Annotated in this window: 19 protein-coding genes; 12 read left to right on the top strand and 7 right to left on the bottom strand. The window is 72.0% G+C overall.

What is annotated here, in order from left to right:
- The first annotated feature begins 56 nt into the window (after nucleotides 1-56).
- From purM to amcA, 3 genes are all read left to right on the top strand, one after another.
- Nucleotides 57-1,211: a phosphoribosylformylglycinamidine cyclo-ligase gene (gene purM / locus AB0C17_RS10835; RefSeq protein WP_357385105.1), complete on the top strand. Its 1,155-nt coding sequence runs from the start codon at nucleotides 57-59 to the stop codon at nucleotides 1,209-1,211.
- A gap of 127 nt (nucleotides 1,212-1,338) precedes the next feature.
- Nucleotides 1,339-2,430, top strand: coding sequence for a cyclophane-forming radical SAM peptide maturase AmcB (gene amcB / locus AB0C17_RS10830; protein WP_357385318.1), 1,092 nt, complete (start codon nucleotides 1,339-1,341; stop codon nucleotides 2,428-2,430).
- Entirely contained in the window at nucleotides 2,411-2,620 is a 210-nt protein-coding gene (gene amcA, locus AB0C17_RS10825; protein WP_357385103.1) for a multiple cyclophane-containing RiPP AmcA, read from the top strand. Before amcB ends, amcA begins: the two co-directional genes overlap by 20 nt.
- A gap of 133 nt (nucleotides 2,621-2,753) precedes the next feature.
- On the opposite strand, the gene AB0C17_RS10820 is transcribed toward amcA, so the two are convergent.
- Together AB0C17_RS10820 and AB0C17_RS10815 are read right to left on the bottom strand one after the other, a co-directional pair.
- Nucleotides 2,754-2,969 carry a DUF3073 domain-containing protein gene (locus AB0C17_RS10820; RefSeq protein WP_013283429.1) on the bottom strand — a complete coding sequence of 72 codons (216 nt, stop codon included), beginning with the start codon at nucleotides 2,967-2,969 and terminating at the stop codon, nucleotides 2,754-2,756.
- 289 nt (nucleotides 2,970-3,258) lie between these two features.
- Nucleotides 3,259-4,341, bottom strand: a complete 1,083-nt coding sequence (locus AB0C17_RS10815) for a Glu/Leu/Phe/Val dehydrogenase dimerization domain-containing protein (protein WP_357385101.1) — start codon at nucleotides 4,339-4,341, stop codon at nucleotides 3,259-3,261.
- Between the two features lie 174 nt (nucleotides 4,342-4,515).
- On the opposite strand from AB0C17_RS10815, the gene AB0C17_RS10810 reads away from it, so the two are divergent.
- The gene (locus tag AB0C17_RS10810) at nucleotides 4,516-5,355 is read left to right on the top strand and encodes a hypothetical protein (RefSeq protein ID WP_357385099.1); all 840 of its coding nucleotides are present in this window, start codon (nucleotides 4,516-4,518) and stop codon (nucleotides 5,353-5,355) included.
- 256 nt (nucleotides 5,356-5,611) lie between these two features.
- On the top strand, nucleotides 5,612-5,821 hold the full coding sequence (locus tag AB0C17_RS10805; protein WP_007073996.1) for a BldC family transcriptional regulator: 210 nt from the start codon (nucleotides 5,612-5,614) through the stop codon (nucleotides 5,819-5,821).
- Nucleotides 5,822-5,887: 66 nt separating this feature from the next.
- On the opposite strand, the gene AB0C17_RS10800 is transcribed toward AB0C17_RS10805, so the two are convergent.
- Nucleotides 5,888-6,301, bottom strand: coding sequence for a PPOX class F420-dependent oxidoreductase (locus AB0C17_RS10800; protein ID WP_357385097.1), 414 nt, complete (start codon nucleotides 6,299-6,301; stop codon nucleotides 5,888-5,890).
- A 46-nt stretch (nucleotides 6,302-6,347) separates the two neighbouring features.
- Between AB0C17_RS10800 and AB0C17_RS10795 the strand changes: the two genes are divergently transcribed.
- Nucleotides 6,348-7,127, top strand: coding sequence for a class I SAM-dependent methyltransferase (locus AB0C17_RS10795; RefSeq protein WP_357385095.1), 780 nt, complete (start codon nucleotides 6,348-6,350; stop codon nucleotides 7,125-7,127).
- Between the two features lie 53 nt (nucleotides 7,128-7,180).
- Here the strand turns inward: AB0C17_RS10795 and AB0C17_RS10790 are convergent, their stop codons facing one another.
- Nucleotides 7,181-7,468, bottom strand: a complete 288-nt coding sequence (locus tag AB0C17_RS10790; protein ID WP_357385093.1) for a hypothetical protein — start codon at nucleotides 7,466-7,468, stop codon at nucleotides 7,181-7,183.
- A 162-nt stretch (nucleotides 7,469-7,630) separates the two neighbouring features.
- Here AB0C17_RS10790 and AB0C17_RS10785 point away from each other — a divergent pair, with 162 nt between their 5' ends.
- On the top strand, nucleotides 7,631-8,488 hold the full coding sequence (locus tag AB0C17_RS10785; protein ID WP_357385091.1) for a 3-hydroxyacyl-CoA dehydrogenase family protein: 858 nt from the start codon (nucleotides 7,631-7,633) through the stop codon (nucleotides 8,486-8,488).
- Nucleotides 8,485-9,228, top strand: coding sequence for an enoyl-CoA hydratase/isomerase family protein (locus AB0C17_RS10780; RefSeq protein WP_357478088.1), 744 nt, complete (start codon nucleotides 8,485-8,487; stop codon nucleotides 9,226-9,228). Before AB0C17_RS10785 ends, AB0C17_RS10780 begins: the two co-directional genes overlap by 4 nt.
- 65 nt (nucleotides 9,229-9,293) lie before the next feature.
- Here the strand turns inward: AB0C17_RS10780 and AB0C17_RS10775 are convergent, their stop codons facing one another.
- On the bottom strand, nucleotides 9,294-10,631 hold the full coding sequence (locus AB0C17_RS10775; RefSeq protein WP_357385087.1) for an ABC transporter substrate-binding protein: 1,338 nt from the start codon (nucleotides 10,629-10,631) through the stop codon (nucleotides 9,294-9,296).
- A gap of 166 nt (nucleotides 10,632-10,797) precedes the next feature.
- Here AB0C17_RS10775 and AB0C17_RS10770 point away from each other — a divergent pair, with 166 nt between their 5' ends.
- Together AB0C17_RS10770 and AB0C17_RS10765 are read left to right on the top strand one after the other, a co-directional pair.
- Nucleotides 10,798-11,187, top strand: coding sequence for a hypothetical protein (locus AB0C17_RS10770; RefSeq protein WP_043327529.1), 390 nt, complete (start codon nucleotides 10,798-10,800; stop codon nucleotides 11,185-11,187).
- A 45-nt stretch (nucleotides 11,188-11,232) separates the two neighbouring features.
- The gene (locus AB0C17_RS10765; protein WP_357385085.1) at nucleotides 11,233-11,937 is read left to right on the top strand and encodes a DUF2786 domain-containing protein; all 705 of its coding nucleotides are present in this window, start codon (nucleotides 11,233-11,235) and stop codon (nucleotides 11,935-11,937) included.
- A 24-nt stretch (nucleotides 11,938-11,961) separates the two neighbouring features.
- Here the strand turns inward: AB0C17_RS10765 and AB0C17_RS10760 are convergent, their stop codons facing one another.
- On the bottom strand, nucleotides 11,962-12,480 hold the full coding sequence (locus AB0C17_RS10760; RefSeq protein ID WP_357385083.1) for an SRPBCC family protein: 519 nt from the start codon (nucleotides 12,478-12,480) through the stop codon (nucleotides 11,962-11,964).
- Nucleotides 12,481-12,666: 186 nt separating this feature from the next.
- Here AB0C17_RS10760 and AB0C17_RS10755 point away from each other — a divergent pair, with 186 nt between their 5' ends.
- Together AB0C17_RS10755 and AB0C17_RS10750 are read left to right on the top strand one after the other, a co-directional pair.
- Complete coding sequence (locus tag AB0C17_RS10755) at nucleotides 12,667-13,449, top strand: hypothetical protein (RefSeq protein WP_357478086.1); 783 nt, start codon at nucleotides 12,667-12,669, stop codon at nucleotides 13,447-13,449.
- Between the two features lie 208 nt (nucleotides 13,450-13,657).
- Nucleotides 13,658-14,095 carry an ArsI/CadI family heavy metal resistance metalloenzyme gene (locus AB0C17_RS10750; RefSeq protein ID WP_357468389.1) on the top strand — a complete coding sequence of 146 codons (438 nt, stop codon included), beginning with the start codon at nucleotides 13,658-13,660 and terminating at the stop codon, nucleotides 14,093-14,095.
- 147 nt (nucleotides 14,096-14,242) lie between these two features.
- Here the strand turns inward: AB0C17_RS10750 and AB0C17_RS10745 are convergent, their stop codons facing one another.
- Nucleotides 14,243-15,208: a hypothetical protein gene (locus AB0C17_RS10745; RefSeq protein ID WP_357478083.1), complete on the bottom strand. Its 966-nt coding sequence runs from the start codon at nucleotides 15,206-15,208 to the stop codon at nucleotides 14,243-14,245.
- Nucleotides 15,209-15,357: the final 149 nt, after the last annotated feature.

The following is a 15,357-nucleotide window of genomic DNA, read 5'->3' as shown; positions in this document are numbered from 1 at the left end:
ACCACCGACGCGGGTCCGGCCGCTCCGGGCTCGCGGGAACCACAAAGGGGAGAACCGTGACGCACGTGTCCGAGCGCAGCGGCGCAGGATCCAGCCCGACGGGCGCCGGCGGCGACCGCCAGCCCTGGTCGGCCGGGTCCGGCCGGACGCAGCGCAAACGCTCGGTCTCGTACGCCGACGCCGGGGTGTCGATCGAGGCGGGCGACCGCGCTGTCGAACTGCTCAAGTCCAAGGTCAAGGAGACCCGGCGCCCCGAGGTCATGGGTGACCTGGGCGGCTTCGCCGGCCTGTTCCGGCTGGACACGAAGAAGTACAAGAACCCGATCCTGGCGTCCTCGACCGACGGCGTGGGCACCAAGCTGGTGATCGCCCAGCAGCTCGACATCCACGACACGGTCGGCATCGACCTGGTCGCGATGGTCGTCGACGACCTGGTGGCCTGCGGCGCCGAGCCGCTGTTCCTGCTCGACTACATCGCCACCGGCGAGGTCGTGCCGGACAAGGTCGCCGAGATCGGCGCCGGCATCGCGGACGGCTGCCGGTACGCCGGCTGCGCGCTGCTGGGTGGCGAGACCGCCGAGCACCCGGGCGTGCTGCGCCCCGACGAGTACGACATCTCGGCCACCGGCGTCGGCGTGGTGGAGGAGAGCGAGATCCTCAGCCCGGACCGGGTGGAGGTGGGCGACGTCGTGATCGCGATGCGCTCGTCCGGCCTGCACTCCAACGGCTACTCCCTGGTCCGGCACGTGCTGCTCGGCGCCGGCCGGATGCGGCTGGACGTGGTGATCGACGACTTCGGCCGCCAGCGGACGCTGGGCGAGGAGCTGCTAACCCCGACCAAGATCTACGCGCAGGACTGCCTCAAGCTGATCGCCGAGGCCGAGGTGCGGGCGCTGGCCCACGTCACCGGCGGCGGCATCCCCGGCAACCTGGTCCGGGTGCTGCCCGAGCACGTCGACGCCGTGGTGAACCGCTCCACCTGGAAGCCGCAGCCGATCTTCGACCTGATCCAGTCCAAGGGCCGGATCGAGGACCCGGAGATGGAGGCAACCTTCAACATGGGCGTCGGCATGTTCGCGATCGTCTCCGCCGAGGACGCCGACCGCGCGCTGGCCACCCTGACCGGCCGGGGCGTGGACGCCTGGCAGGCCGGCGAGATCATCGAGGGGTCCGGCAACGTGCAGATGGTCGGGCAGCACACCCGAGGCTGATCACCCTGCGCCCATCGGCCGGGCACCTGATCGGGGGTTCACCCGGGCGGTCGCCTCGGCCTAGCCTGGAGGTTCGGTTTTCAGGCAGGCGGGGGAGGTGCTGATGGCCGCGCGCACGCCTGAGGGTATGCGGGGCATCGCCGTCGTCCCGTCGTACGTGGTGATGCAGCCGACGACGCTGTGCAACCTCGACTGCGCCTACTGCTACCTGCCCCTGCGGGCGGTCGACAGGCGGATGCCGGTGGCCGTCGCCGAGGCGGTGGCGGCGTCGGTGAACCAGTGGGCCGCGAGCGGTCGCTTCTCCGTGGTGTGGCACGGCGGTGAGCCGCTCGCGGCCGGCCGGGAGCACCTGGCCGCGCTGCTGGCGCCGTTCGGGCCGGATGTCGAGCACCACGTGCAGACGAACGCGACCTTGATCGACGACGCCTGGTGCGCGTTCTTCGCCGAGCACCGGGTGCGGGTCAGCGTCAGCGTGGACGGGCCGCGGGCGCGCAACGCCGAGCGGGTCAACCGGGGCGGGCGGCCCGCGTACGACCGGATCGTGACGGGTGTGGCGGCGCTGCGCCGTCACGGCCTGCCGTTCTCGGCGCTCGCTGTGGTCTCGCGGCCGGAGCCGGGCCTGGCGACCGAGCTGTACGACTACTTCCTCGACCTGGGCTGCGACGTGCTCGGCGTCAACATCGAGGAGACCGAGGGCGTCAACACCCGGACGAACGCCCGGGACGCGGGCGCGGTCACCGGGTTCTGGGCGGAGCTGGTGGCGGCCTGGCGGCGGGATCCCCGGATCCACCTGCGTGAGGTGGAGTGGTCGCTGCGGTACGCGGGCGCGGTGCTGGCCGGCACCGCGCACGACCTGCTGCCCCGTAGCCTCGACCCGATCCCGACGGTCGGGCATGACGGCTCGGTGGTGGTGCTCTCGCCGGAGCTGGCCGGGTTCACCGACCCGCACTACGGCGACTTCGCCAGCGGAAACGTGCTCACCACGCCGCTGCGCGACATCCTCGCCGGCGCGGCCGGCACGCCGTGGGTGGGCGAGTTCCTCGCCGGCGTGGAGGCGTGCCGGGACTCCTGCGCGTACTTCGGGTTCTGCGGCGGCGGGCACGCCGCCAACCGTTACTTCGAGCTGGGGCGTTTCGACGGCACGGAGACCGAGCACTGCCGCAACAGCAAGATCCGCCTACTGGAGGGAGTGTTGGAGCATGCCCGAGACCATCAGTGACACCGACCGGGAGGTCGTCGCCGACCGGGTACGGGGGGCCGCTGCGGGGCTTACCGCTCTGCTCCGTGAGGCGGAGGCGGCACGGCTGCTGCGGGCGGAGGTGTCGGGCGACGGTGCCGACGCGGTCTGCGCGTGGAACCACTTCGAGAACATCCCGACGTTCTACAACTGGAACAACCGGCCACGCTGAAGGGCGGTTCCGCGATCAGGGACCTGCCGGCGAGTCGGCACGGCAGGCCCCTGCATCGTCGGTCGTACGCCGGCTCAGCAGAGCACATGCGTGAGCACGCGGGGGTTACCGCGTGCTCAGATGTGACCGGAGGTCAGCGGGTCGGACGAGCCCAGGTGTCCGGGTCGTCGTCCGCGTGGTCCTCGTCATCGTCGTCGACATACTCTTTGTAGTCGTCGTCGAAGTTGTGCTCAGACTTTCCACTACCCGCCAGTTCGCGCTGCAAGGCGGTTAGGTCGGTGTTCGGGGAGTGATACTTCAACTCCCGCGCCACCTTCGTCTGCTTGGCCTTAGCACGGCCGCGCCCCATGGCTCGACCCCCTCGCACAGAATGCGGGGCAGCCCGAAGGCGGGCCCCGATGACGTCAGGCATCTCTCGTGGCTCTTACGGTACATGGGGATGCCATCGTTCGGCACCTCGGGTCACCGTCGACCGGACCTGCGCGTTGCGGTGGTCCAGCCGTCACAAAGTGTACCGGGTAAGGGGTAGGACCCGGGGCTGGCCATGACACCGGACATACCGGCATGAACGGTGCCGATGGTCAGCTTAACGCGCGCGGCCCCCGGGGTGGAGCCGCCGCTCCACCCCCGGGTGAGCTTCACCGCAGATGAATCGCGCGCAGCCGGCCGACCTCCGCCATCCGCCGCTCGGCGAGCCGGTCCGCGGCGACCGCCGGCGGCACGCCCTCGTCGTCGGCGAGCCGGAGGATCTGCCGGGTGGTGTCGAAGATCCGGGTCGCGCGCAGCTTGGCGCGGTCGAAGTTGAAGCCGTCGATCTCGTCGGCCACCTGGATCACGCCGCCCGCGTTCACCACGTAGTCGGGCGTGTAGAGGATGCCCCGGTCCGCGAGCACCTTCTCGATGCCCGGGTGGGCGAGCTGGTTGTTCGCCGCCCCGGTGACCACCTTGGCCCGCAGCACCGGCACGGTGTCGTCGTTCAGCGCGCCGCCGAGCGCGCACGGGGCGTACACGTCGATGTCGGAGGTCACCAGCGCCGCGGTGTCGTCGACCAGGGTGACCTGCGGGTGGGTGGTGCGCGCCCACTCCTGGGCGCGCGGGCTGACGTCGGTCGCCACGACCTCGGCGCCGTCGTCGAGCAGGTGGGCGGTCAGGTACTTGCCGACCTTGCCCAGCCCGGCCACGCCGACCCGGCGGCCGGCCAGCGTCGGGCTGCCCCAGACGTGTTCGGCGGCGGCCCGCATCCCCTGGAACACGCCCCAGGCGGTGAGGATCGACGAGTCACCCGCGCCGCCGTGTTCCACGCTGCGGCCGGTCACGAAGCGGGTCTCGCGGGCGATCACGTCCATGTCCGCCACGTAGGTGCCCACGTCGCAGGCGGTGTAGTAGCGGCCGTTCAGCGACTCGACGAAGCGGCCGTACGCGCGCAGCAGCGCCTCGCTCTTGATCTGCTCGGGGTCACCCCAGATGACCGCCTTGCCGCCACCGAGGTCGAGGTTCGCCAGGGCGTTCTTGTAGGCCATGCCGCGCGAGAGGTCGAGCACGTCGGCGAGGGCGTCGGCCTCGCTGGCGTACGGGTAGAACCGGGTGCCGCCGAGCGCGGGGCCCAGCGCGGTGGAGTAGATCCCGATGATCGCCTTCAGGCCGGACTGCTTGTCCTGGCAGAACACGACCTGCTCATGCCCTGTGGAAACGGGGTCGTCGGTACTGGCGAATACGCTCATGGCTGACTCCTGTGTCGGTGAGCGCCCTTGTGGGGTGCGGAACCTGGTGGCACGCCGGCGGGATGCTGCCGGTGTCGTCGAGCCTAATATCGGCCCGAACCGTACTGTCGCGCATGTCACGCCACGGGCCCAAGGGCGGCGACGGATGGTCCCGTCTCGTGGGAGGATCGCGCCGTGCCGTCGCTCTTCGCTTCATACCTGCGCGTGTACGAGCCGCTCACCGCCTTCGACCGGGATCGGCAGTCGTACTGGCGCCGGTACGTCAGCGAGGGCCGCGCGATAGCCCCGCTGGAGGGACCGGTACGGCAGCGGTCGGCGGTGATCGAGGCGCTCGGCGCCGGCTGGACCCGGCTGCCCGACCTGCCCGACGAGGCGTACGTCCTGGAGGCCGACGACGCGCTGCTGGTCTGCCCGTGGAACCTGCGGATCCGGGTCGCCGAGGCGGCGCTGAGCGCCCGCGACGGCGTGCCCTCGGTGCTGGCCGACGCGTTCGTGCCGCCGGTGCTCGCCGGGCAGGCGAAGGCAGTGGTGGAGGACTGGCGCAGCGGGGCCCGGGTGCTGGAGCACGGGGTGCCCCGGGTGCACGAGCATATCGCCACCTGGGGGGTGCCGCTGCGCTGGTTCGTGCTGTTCGAGGCCGGTGAGCGGCACCTGGTCACCGAGCCGGAGCGGCGGGCGCTGCGCTACCGCACGGAGATCTCCAAGGCGCGTCGCCGGGCGTCCCGGGCGCTGTCGGTGCTGCGCAAGTCGATTGGCGAGGCGCCGATCACCGAGGCGGTCGAGGAGGCGGCCCGGTGGCTGGAGGAGTTCCACCCGCGTTCCGTGGTCGAGCTGGACTACGGCGGCCTGGTGCAACTGCTGCCGGACGAGACGCTCGAGGCCGACGACTCGCCCGAGCTGGTCGCCACCGGACTGTCCGGACTGGGCCGGGGCGAGGCCGAGGAGGCGTCCGCCGCGTACGACAAGCTGGTCGCCCGCTGGCGCGCGGTGCAACTGCTGGAGCGCTGCAACTGACGCCCGGTTTGCCACACTTAGTGGCCTTGGACACGAGTGTGTCTCGTAGTTGATGCATCACGAACCGTGATCATGAGTCCGAATAAGGTAGTTTCTGCGGCATAAAAGTCGTAAAAATCGGGCATGGTTCATCCGTCCGTCTAGGGACCTTCAGCCGTTCGGCCCATGTCGGACATCGGGGACTAGCCGGACCATGGGAGACGCGTCGGCCGGCGGGACCCCGGCCGATGTCTATACATGTGGAGGAGTGACCCCGATGGCATCGCGAACGCACGAACCTGAGCCGCTACTCACACCGGCCGAGGTGGCGTCGATGTTCCGTGTCGACCCGAAGACGGTGACCCGGTGGGCCAAGGCTGGCAAGCTCAGCGCCATCCGGACCCTGGGCGGCCACCGCCGCTACCGCGAGTCGGAGGTTCGAGCTCTGCTACAGGGGCAGATCCCCCAGCAGCGCCAGGGAGACTGACGAACCGGCGTTCTCCGGCGTTCCGATCAGGGGCGGTGCCGTCGCGGCAGCGACGATCCACCGCCCTTAATCGTGTCCGGGCTCAGTCGTTTCCGGGGTCGACCCGTCCAGTACGATCCGCAGTCCCACCGTGCCGCGCTCACCCCGGCGCAGCCGGCTACCGAGCAGGCTCAGCCGCCCGATCAGCCGGTACTTCTGCTTGAGCAGGCCCCGCACCCGGTCGGTGCTCTCCGCGTCGGCGATCGTCGCGTGCCCCGGGACCGCCGCGCCGTGCGGCCGGCCGCGCACGTCGCACGGCGCCACGGTGACCCGGCCGTCCCGCCGGATGCGCTTCACCTTGCCGGAGTCGGCCACCGTCCACACCGCGAGCCCGTCGCCGTCGCGTACCGCCCACACCGGAGTCGGCACCGCCCGGCCGTCCTTGCGGAACGTGGTGAGCAGGACGTACTTCTCCGCCGCCAAGCGGTCCAGGTCGGTCACGCCGCCAAGGATACGGCGTCTCCGGCCCCCGGATAGCGTTGCGGGCATGACCGGGGAACCCGAGATCGGCGACGTGTTCGGCGAGATGATCCGCGACGCGTACGCGGTCGCCACCGGAATCGGGCCGCGCCCGATGGCCGGCGGTCGCCTGCCCCGGCCGGTCATCGAGATCATCGAACGCGACGACGGGCTCGTCAACGGCGCACCCGCCGGGCACTACCTGGACCCGCCGCAGCTGTGGCAGCCGCACGACCACCGGGCCGTGGACCGGGTACGCGGGGACGTGCTCGACGTCGGCGTCGGCGCCGGCCGGATCGCGTTGCACCTGCAGGACCGGGGCGTGCCGGTCACCGGGCTGGACACCTCGCTCGGCGCGCTGCGCGTCAGCCGCCACCGGGGCGTACGCGACCTCGTGCACGGCACCGTCGACGAGCACGCCGCCGACGGCCGCCGGTACGACACGTTCCTGCTGCTCGGCAACAACCTCGGCCTGTTCGAGGGGCGGGAACGCGCCCCGGCGATGCTCGCCGCGCTCGCCGCGCTGGCCCGCCCCGGCGCGCGGGTGATCGCCCACGGCACCGACCCGTACGGCACCACCGACCCGGTGCACACCGCCTATCACGAGCGCAACCGGCAGCGGGGCCGGATCGGCGGGCAACTGCGGCTGCGGCTGCGCTACCGCCTGCTCGGCACCGAGTGGTTCGACTATCTGGTCTGCTCGCCCGAGGAGTTCGCCGGACTGGTCCACGGCTCACCGTGGCGACTGACCGACGTGGACGACACCGACCACCCCTACTACCTCGCCACGCTGGAGCTGCGGCGTTAGGAAGGGCCCCTTTCAAGCGCCTAGGCGTTAAGAAGGGGCCCTTCCTTACATGCTCAGACCTGGACGGTGGGGGTGGTCTGCTCCGGGGGCAGCCCGCCGTCGCCGTCGACCACCTCGTCCGGCGTGCCGTCCTCGTCGATGTCCACCATGGTGATGTCCACCTTGCCGTCACCGTCGGTGTCGAACTGGAACAGGTCGGCCTTGCCGTCGCCGTCGGTGTCCACCACCCACACGTCGGTCTTGCCGTCGTTGTTGGTGTCCGCGCGGAGCAGGTCAATCCGCTCGTCGCCGCGGGTCTCGACCGTCTCGGTGCTCTCCGCGCTCTCCGGTGCCTGGCTCATCTCGTTCCTTCCTTCGGCGTTGACGGCCGTCCTTACCCCGTCCGCTCCGCCCCCACGCATCCCGGCGGCCCGGCCATGCATAGGGTCGCATGCAGGAACGAGCGAGCGGACGGGCCCGGCGGCGGAGACCCCGCGCGCCCCCGCCGCGGCGAGGGGACGTCGATGAGTGGTCGTTTTGTGGTCGTCGGGGCCGGCACCATGGGCCTCGGCATCGCGTACGTGGCGGCCGGCGCCGGGTACGCGGTCGAACTGGTCGAGGTCGACCCCGCCCGGGGCGCCGAGGCACTGCGCCGGCTCGGCGAACTCTGGGACCGGGGTGTGCTGCGCGGCAAGCTGACCGAGGAGGCCGCCACCGCCAACCGGGCCCGCGTCACGCTCCGGGCCGGGCTCGCCGAGGTGGCCGAGGGCGCCGACGTGATCGTGGAGGCCGTGCCCGAGCGGCTCGACCTGAAGCGCGCCGTACTGCGCGAGGCGGAGAGCCGCCGTCCGGCGCTACTGGGCAGCAACACGTCGAGCATCCCGATCACCGACCTGGCCGCCGGGCTGGAGCGTCCCGCCGGCTTCCTCGGGTTGCACTTCTTCAATCCGGTGTGGGCGATGGCGCTGCTCGAGGTCGTGGTCGGCCCGGCCACCGCGCCGGCTACGACCGAGGCGGCCGTCGCGCTCGCCGCCCGGCTGGGCAAGGACCCCGTCGTGGTACGCGACATGCCCGGCTTCGCCACCTCCCGCCTCGGCGTCACGCTCGGCCTGGAGGCGATCCGGATGGTGGCCGACGAGGTGGCGAGCCCGGCCGACATCGACAAGGCGATGGTGCTCGGCTACCGGCACCCGATCGGTCCACTGGAGCTGACCGACCTGGTCGGGCTGGACGTGCGGCTGGACATCGCCCGCACCCTCCAGGCCGCGTACGGGGACCGCTTCGCGCCGCCGCCGCTGCTGGTCGAGATGGTCGCCGCCGGGAAGCTGGGCAAGAAGTCGGGGCAGGGTTTCTACACCTGGAAGGACGGCGTGAGGCAATGACGGGGCTGCGGATCGAGGAGCTGCCGGACCGGCTCGTGGTGACGCTGGACCGGCCGGAGAAGCGCAACGCCATCGACGCCGGCCTGGTGGGCGAGCTGCACGCGGTCTGCGCCGACCTGGAGGCGCGTCCCCGGCTGCTGCTGCTCACCGGCGGGACGGCGGGCATCTTCGCCGGCGGCGCCGACATCGCCCAGCTCCGCGAACGCGGTCGGCTGGACGCGCTGGCCGCCATCAACCAGGGGGTCTTCGCCCGCATCCGGGCGCTGCCGATGCCCACCGTCGCGGCCGTCGACGGGCCGGCGCTGGGCGGCGGCGCCGAGCTGGCGTACGCCTGCGATCTCCGGGTGTGCACGGACCGCGCGGTGTTCGGCCAGCCCGAGGTGCGGCTGGGCATCCTGGCCGGCGCGGGCGCGACCTACCGGCTGCCGGCGTTGATCGGTGAGGCCCGGGCCAAGGAACTGCTGTTCACCGGCCGGCGGGTGGACGCCGAGGAGGCGCTGCGGATCGGGCTGGTGAACCGGGTGGTGGCCGAACCGGCGGAGCTGCTGCCCACCGCGCACGGCCTGCTCGACGAGATGGCGAAGGGTTCCGCGTTGGCGCTGCGGCTGACCAAGCTGGCGGTGGACGCCCCGGCGGCCGCGCACCCGCAGCTCGACCTGCTGAGCCAGGCGGTGCTGTTCGAGGACGAGGAGAAGCGCCGGCGGATGACCGAGTTCCTGGAGCGGCGCCGGTCACGCTGAGGACGGCGGGAGACGACGAGGGCCGCACCGGTGTCATCCGGTGCGGCCCTCCACGTCGGTGCGCCTCAGCGCTTGATGTCGACTCCGGCGTCGTCGAGCGCCGGGATGGCCGGCGCGGACTCGGCGAAGCCGATGAGCAGCAGCGCCTCCGGCCCGAAGGCCTTGATCTCCCTGGCGACGCCGCTGAAGTCCACTGGCGTCTTCGGGTCCGCGGGCGGCTCGTAGGTCAGCAGCTTGACCCGGTCCGCGCCGATCCCGGCCTTGTCCAGCTCGGAGCGGACGTTCTCCTGGAGGCCCTCGCCGTAGGAGTCCTTACGGGCCAGGATCGCGATCTTGCGCGGGCCGTCCCGGAGCATCACGTCGGCAAGCGCCCGGCCCTGGAGGCTGTCCGGCGGCGCGGTACGGAAGTAGAGGCCCTTGTCGTCCACGGTGCTCAGCCCGGCGTCGGTGTTCGACGGGGAGAACAGGATCCGCCCGGCGGCCACCACGTCCGGCAGCACAGCCCGGGAGATGCCGGAGCCGCCCGCGCCGATGATGACGTGGACGCCCCTGCTCACGTGAGAGGCGACGGTGACCTTGGCGATCTCCGGGTTGGTGCCGTCGTCGCCCTCGATCCACTTGACCGGCTCACCGAGCGCGCCGCCGGCGGCGTTGACCTCGCGGATCGCGAGCGCGGCGCCGGCCGCCAGCGGTGGGTACGCCAGCGCCAGGTCACCGGTCTTGGGCAGCAGCCCGCCGAGGACCAGCGGGGCGTCCTTCGCCTTGCCGTCACGCAGCTTGCGACCACGCGGCGGGGTCTTGGTGCTCGCCCCGGACTCCTCACCGGCGCCGACGAACTCGGTCTTGCTGTCGTCGATCTTCTGGTTGTCGAAGTGCCGGGTGCCGTAGCTCGCGGTGGCCGGCTCACCGGCGTCGGTGAACCCCGAACGGGTCAGCGACACGCTCCGGTACTCGATGTCCCGGCCGGCGCGGGCGAGCTGGAGGCAGGCCGCCACGTCGTCGCAGCGTTCGCCGCCGGTGGTCACGCCGACGATCTGCTTGGCGATCTCGGCCGGCGCGGTGGTGCCGGCGAGCTGGGCGGCCAGCACGCTGATCACGACCGCGTCGTAGGACTCGGCGGAGTAGAGGAAGTCGGTCAGCTTCGGGTCTACGGCGAGTAGCCGTTCCTTGAAGCTCTCCGGCAGCGGAGTGAGGGGCGTGGTGCCCTTCATCCCGTTCACCAGATCCGCCCGGTCCTTGAGTTCCGTGGCGTACGAATTGGTCATGTTGCCGTCGGTGCCGTAGAGGCGCACCTGGGTGGCGGGCGCTTCCTCCGGCTCGTCGCTCCCGCAGGCGCTCGTGGCGAGCAGGAGCGCCGCGCAGGCCATGGACAGGGCCGCGCGCGACGTGCGTGTTCTCAGCATGGTCGTCCTTCCTCCGGCGAAGGTCCGCTGCGCACCTTAGCGTGCTCGTGCGGCACGCGGGACTGTGGAGTCGGCTGCGTCGGCACCCCGACTGCGGGGGTCACTCTGCGTGCTCAACGGGCTGTTTCCGGGTCACCGCTTGACCTCCGGCGATACTGTTCCGCGGGTGAACGACGAAGCACAGCAGACGCTCGACGACGCGACCGCCGTGCTCCGTTCGGCCCTCGCCGGGGACGGCGCCGGGGTGGTGGGCACGTTCGACGCGGTGGTGGACCGCTCCGGCCTCGCCGGGGCGTACGGAGTGGCGTGGTGCCTCGCCGCGACCATGCTCGGCGACGACGCCCCGGCCGGCGGCGCCGCCCTCGACTTCCCCGGCATCGACCAGGCCGACTACGACACGCGGTGGGTGGCCCGCTTCGTCAGCGCGTGCGCCAACGACGACGCGGACACCGGCGAGGCGTTGTTCGGGGCGGCGGCGGCCGACGGGCTGCTGCCCGACTGCCTCCTCACCCTCGCCGGCTCGACGATCGCCACGCTGCGCAGCCGGTCGGACTGAGCCCGCCGCGCGGCCCGTCGCCCCGGCTGTGGTAGCTCTGGGTGCATGTCCGAGGCGATGCTCAGCAAGGTGCGCAAGCTGCTCGCCCAGGCCGAGGACCCGGCCTGCACGCCCGCCGAGTCGGCGGCCTTCATGGCCAAGGCCACCGAGCTGATCGCCCGCTACGGCGTCGACCGGGCGTTGCTCGCCGCGCGCGATCCGGCGGTCGACCCGGTGGGTGACCGGACCGTCGAGGTGGTCGCACCGTACGCGCGGGACAAGGCCGGCCTGCTCGCGGCGGTCGCCGAACCGCTGCGCTGCCGATGCGTACGCCGCCGGCAGGGCAACGGCTTCGTCATGCACCTGTTCGGCTTCGCCAGCGACCTGGAACGGGTCGAGCTGCTGTTCACCTCGCTGCTGGTGCAGGCCGCGCACGGGCTCGCCGGTGCTGCCGTACCGGCCGGGGAGCATCCGGCGGCGTTCCGGCGTACCTGGCTGGCCGGGTTCGCGTACGTCGTCGCGGAACGACTGCGCGCGGCCGAGAACAAGGCGGTGGCGGAGGCGGGCGGGCCCTCGACGGCGCTGGTGCTCGCCGACCGCTCCGATCGCGTCCAGCACCGGGTCGCCGAGGCGTACCCCCGGTTGCGCACCGCCCCGCGACGGCGGCTGGCGGGCGGTGGCTTCGGTTCCGGCGCGGACGCCGGCCGCCGGGCCGACCTGGGCGGCACCGGCGTGGCCGGCACCGGCGCGGCGCCGGGCATCGCCGGCTGACCCGGTGCGCCCGCTCGGCGCGGGTCAGGCGGCGGTGGTGCGGGCGACCGTCGCCAGGTAACGGCAGAGCAGTTCGTGCCAGCCGGCGGTGAGCGCCTCGCGGTAGCCCTCGGCCGCCGTGCCGTGCCTGTCGAAGTAGCGGTGCTCGACCTCCACCCGGGTGTGCTCCGGGCCGTCGGAGTGGAACAGCACCTCCACCTCGCTGGCCCGCGCCGGATCCGGCACCGGCACCCGATCCGGGCCGATCTGCCAGGTGAACACCAGCCGCCGGGGCGGATCCCAGGTCAGCACGCGACCCCAGTCGTTGCGGAAGCCGTACGGCCCGATCTCGTAGAGCATGCCGCCGGCCCGCGGTTCGATGCCGATCGCGGTGAGCGCCTCCGGACCGGACCAGGTGTATTCCCGCACCCACCAGTCGGCCAGCGCGCCGGTGAAGACGGCGTACGCCCGCTCGGCGGAGGCCGGGACGAGCAGGTTGCTGCGGAGGGAGAAGCGGTCGGATTCCTGCCGGACCTCATCCGGATCGGCCATCTCCTGTCCCATAGGTCCGGACCATACCGGCTCATGTCTCGGTGTGCAGCTTCCGAGGCGGCCGCTTCCGGACACCGGGAACTCCGTTTTCCGACAGCGCTGAGTGGTGGGACAGGCGCTCTGCGCGAAGGGCGGCGGATGCCGTACCGCAAAGCGGGTAAGCGCCGCCGACCGGACCGATGGGGGAGAGCGGGGAGCATGACCGACAGCCGAGCCACCGAACCAGTTCCGGATCCCGGCCACGAGCGGCCCGACTCGCCGGGCGGTTACGAGTCGGAGCCGGACGTCCTGCTCGACGTGCCGGAACTGACCGTCGACGAGATCCGGCTCGCGGTGGACGGGCTCGACGCCGACCTGTCGCTGCGCGCCCGGCTGGCCGACCTGCTCCAGATCGACGCCGGAGTGCGGGTACACCTGAAGGGCGTCGAACTCGACGTCACCGGGGTGAGCGCCGAGGCGCTGCTCAAGGTGCGGCTGGAGAAGCTGGTGCGGATCCTGGACCGGGCGCTGACCACCATCGACCGCAACCCGCAGCTGATCGACGCGCTGGCCCGCTCGGCCACTGCCACCCTTGACGACGTGCACCGGCCCACCGCGCCGGTGGTGGACCGGAACGGCCGTACGCGGGCCGCGGCCCGCGAGGTGGTCGAGCGCACCGGTCGGGCGCCGGTCGATCGGGCCGGTCCCGCGGTCGCCGATCGGTCGGGGCCCGCAGTGCCGGACGCCGGTGCCCGGCGGCCGGAGCCGTCACCCGGTGCCGGGGAGGAAAAGGCGGGGTCCGGGTCGGTGCCGGGCCCGCCGGCCGGCCGCCCCACCGAGAAGAAGCGCGGTCCGGAGCACTCCGGCCAGCCCGCGAGCGCCGCCGCCGAGGCGGCACAACTGGCGGGACAGGCCGGACAGGCACTGCGGCAGGCCGGCCGGAGCGTCTGGGAGGCGATCCAGGGCAACCCCACCCAGAACCGCCAACCCCCCAAACCCTGACCCCCACCCCGTTCCGGCCCCGCCCTTCGCCCCCGGCCCCCCCCGCCCTCGTTCCGGTGATCAAGGAGTTTGTGTCCGGCTCACCGGCTCCGGCTGACGCAAACTCCTTGATCAACATACTTGTTTCGACGGTTCTCTAGGTTGACAGCCTTCGAAACAGGCGGCAAGGTTGACCCTGCTTCGACAGAAATCTAGATAAGGAGCGCCCATGTCCCGCGTTCAGCTCGCCCTACGCGTGTCCGACCTCGAAGGATCGGTGGCCTTCTACAGCAAGCTGTTCGGCGTCGAGCCGGCAAAGCGCCGCCCCGGCTACGCCAACTTCGCGGTGGAGAACCCGCCGCTGAAGCTCGTACTCCTCGAAGGTGAGCCCGGCCTGCCGACGGTGATGGACCACCTCGGGGTCGAGGTGGCCACCACCGAGGAGGTGAACGCGGCCACCAACCGGCTCACCGAGTCCGGCCTGATCACGCTGGAGGAGAACGACACCGAGTGCTGCTACGCGCTCCAGGACAAGGTCTGGGTACGCGGCCCCGGCGACGAACGCTGGGAGGTCTACACGGTCAAGGCCGACTCGCCGCAGCTGGAGAAGGTGGCCGAGAGCGCCTGCTGCGCCTCGGACACGGCGGAGCAGCCCGCCGCCGTGTGAGCCGGATGCGGCGTGGTCCCCACCGGCCCGTCCGCCGGTGGGGACCGGCCCGATGGCGAGTGGTCTGGGCGATGGCTTACCCGTACTTGAGCCGCTGAGCGGCTCGCGTTACGCCCTGATCGCGAATTCCCCGACCCGACCGGCGACTTACCGTGCCTCGGCGAACTTCAGCCGTTTGAAGCCCTCGACGTAGACGAACCGCGTCCCGTCGGGCGAGAAGCTCGGGTGATGCGCGCGCTCACCGTCGGCGATCCTCGTCTTCCTGCCGCTGCCGACATCGACCGACCAGACCCCGCCCACGTGGTCCGTCGCGACGGCGGCGATCACCGACCGGCCGTCCGGCGACACCGCCAGGTCGGCGAGGCCGGGGAGCTTCGTGACGAACCGGGCTGTGGCCGAGCCGACGTCCCACTCGGTCAGGTGCCAGGTGAGGTCGTCCGGACTCACCTCGGGCGGCAGCGGCAACCTGCCGAGGGAGTCGGGTGCGGTGATGAAGAACAGCCGCTCACCCAGCGCTGCGGGCGACCGTGCCAGCACCGTCGACTCGCAGTCCGTGTCACCGCCGCTGGGATTGAAGGTCAGTCCGCCCACCGTCACCGGAGAGCCGAACTCGTACGCCTTCCCGTCGGCGAGCAGCTGGACGCCGCCCGGACCGCACTCTCGGGGCGCCTGCACATATCCCCCGCCGCCACCGTTCACGAGTGCGGCACCGGCGAGGAAGCGCGTCGACGCCAGAGGCTCGAACGTCTTGTCGGCGGGCGAGTAGCTCAGCAGCTCCGTTCGGTCCCAGCCGCATTCGAGGGCCAGCCCGAGGTCGCCGCCCGGGCCGGCGAAGAGGAAGCTGAACAGGCCCGCTTCGCAGGCGGACACCGCTGGGGCGCGTGTGAGAACGGCTTCCTCGGCGCTCCCGTCGGGCCGCTGCCGCCACACCTCGGCCTGGTCCGAGCCCGAGGTCGAGGTCACCTCCCGCAGGTAGTAGACCCAGCCATCGGTGGACCAGACCGGATGGAACAGGGAGACGGAGTCCAGGAGCCCCGAGATCCGGCCACAGCCGCCGAGCAGCACCACGGCGAGGACGAGGACCGGCGTGAGGGCCGTACGCAGCGCACGCACAGGCGACCTTCCGGTGGCGTTCGGTCCGCCGCTCGGCGGGCCCGCTCACCCTAGACGCGGGACGTGCGGCGCGAGTACCCGTTCCACGTTCCGGAGCACCCGGCCGAGTCCATCAAGCGGCCGGGCTGCGACTCCCGATGCGGCTGTCG

The organism is Micromonospora sp. NPDC048887, assembly GCF_040649715.1.
Taxonomy (GTDB): Bacteria; Actinomycetota; Actinomycetes; order Mycobacteriales; family Micromonosporaceae; genus Micromonospora.
The sequence above is the reverse complement of the archived record's forward strand: the minus strand, read 5'-3'. Positions and strand labels throughout refer to the sequence as shown.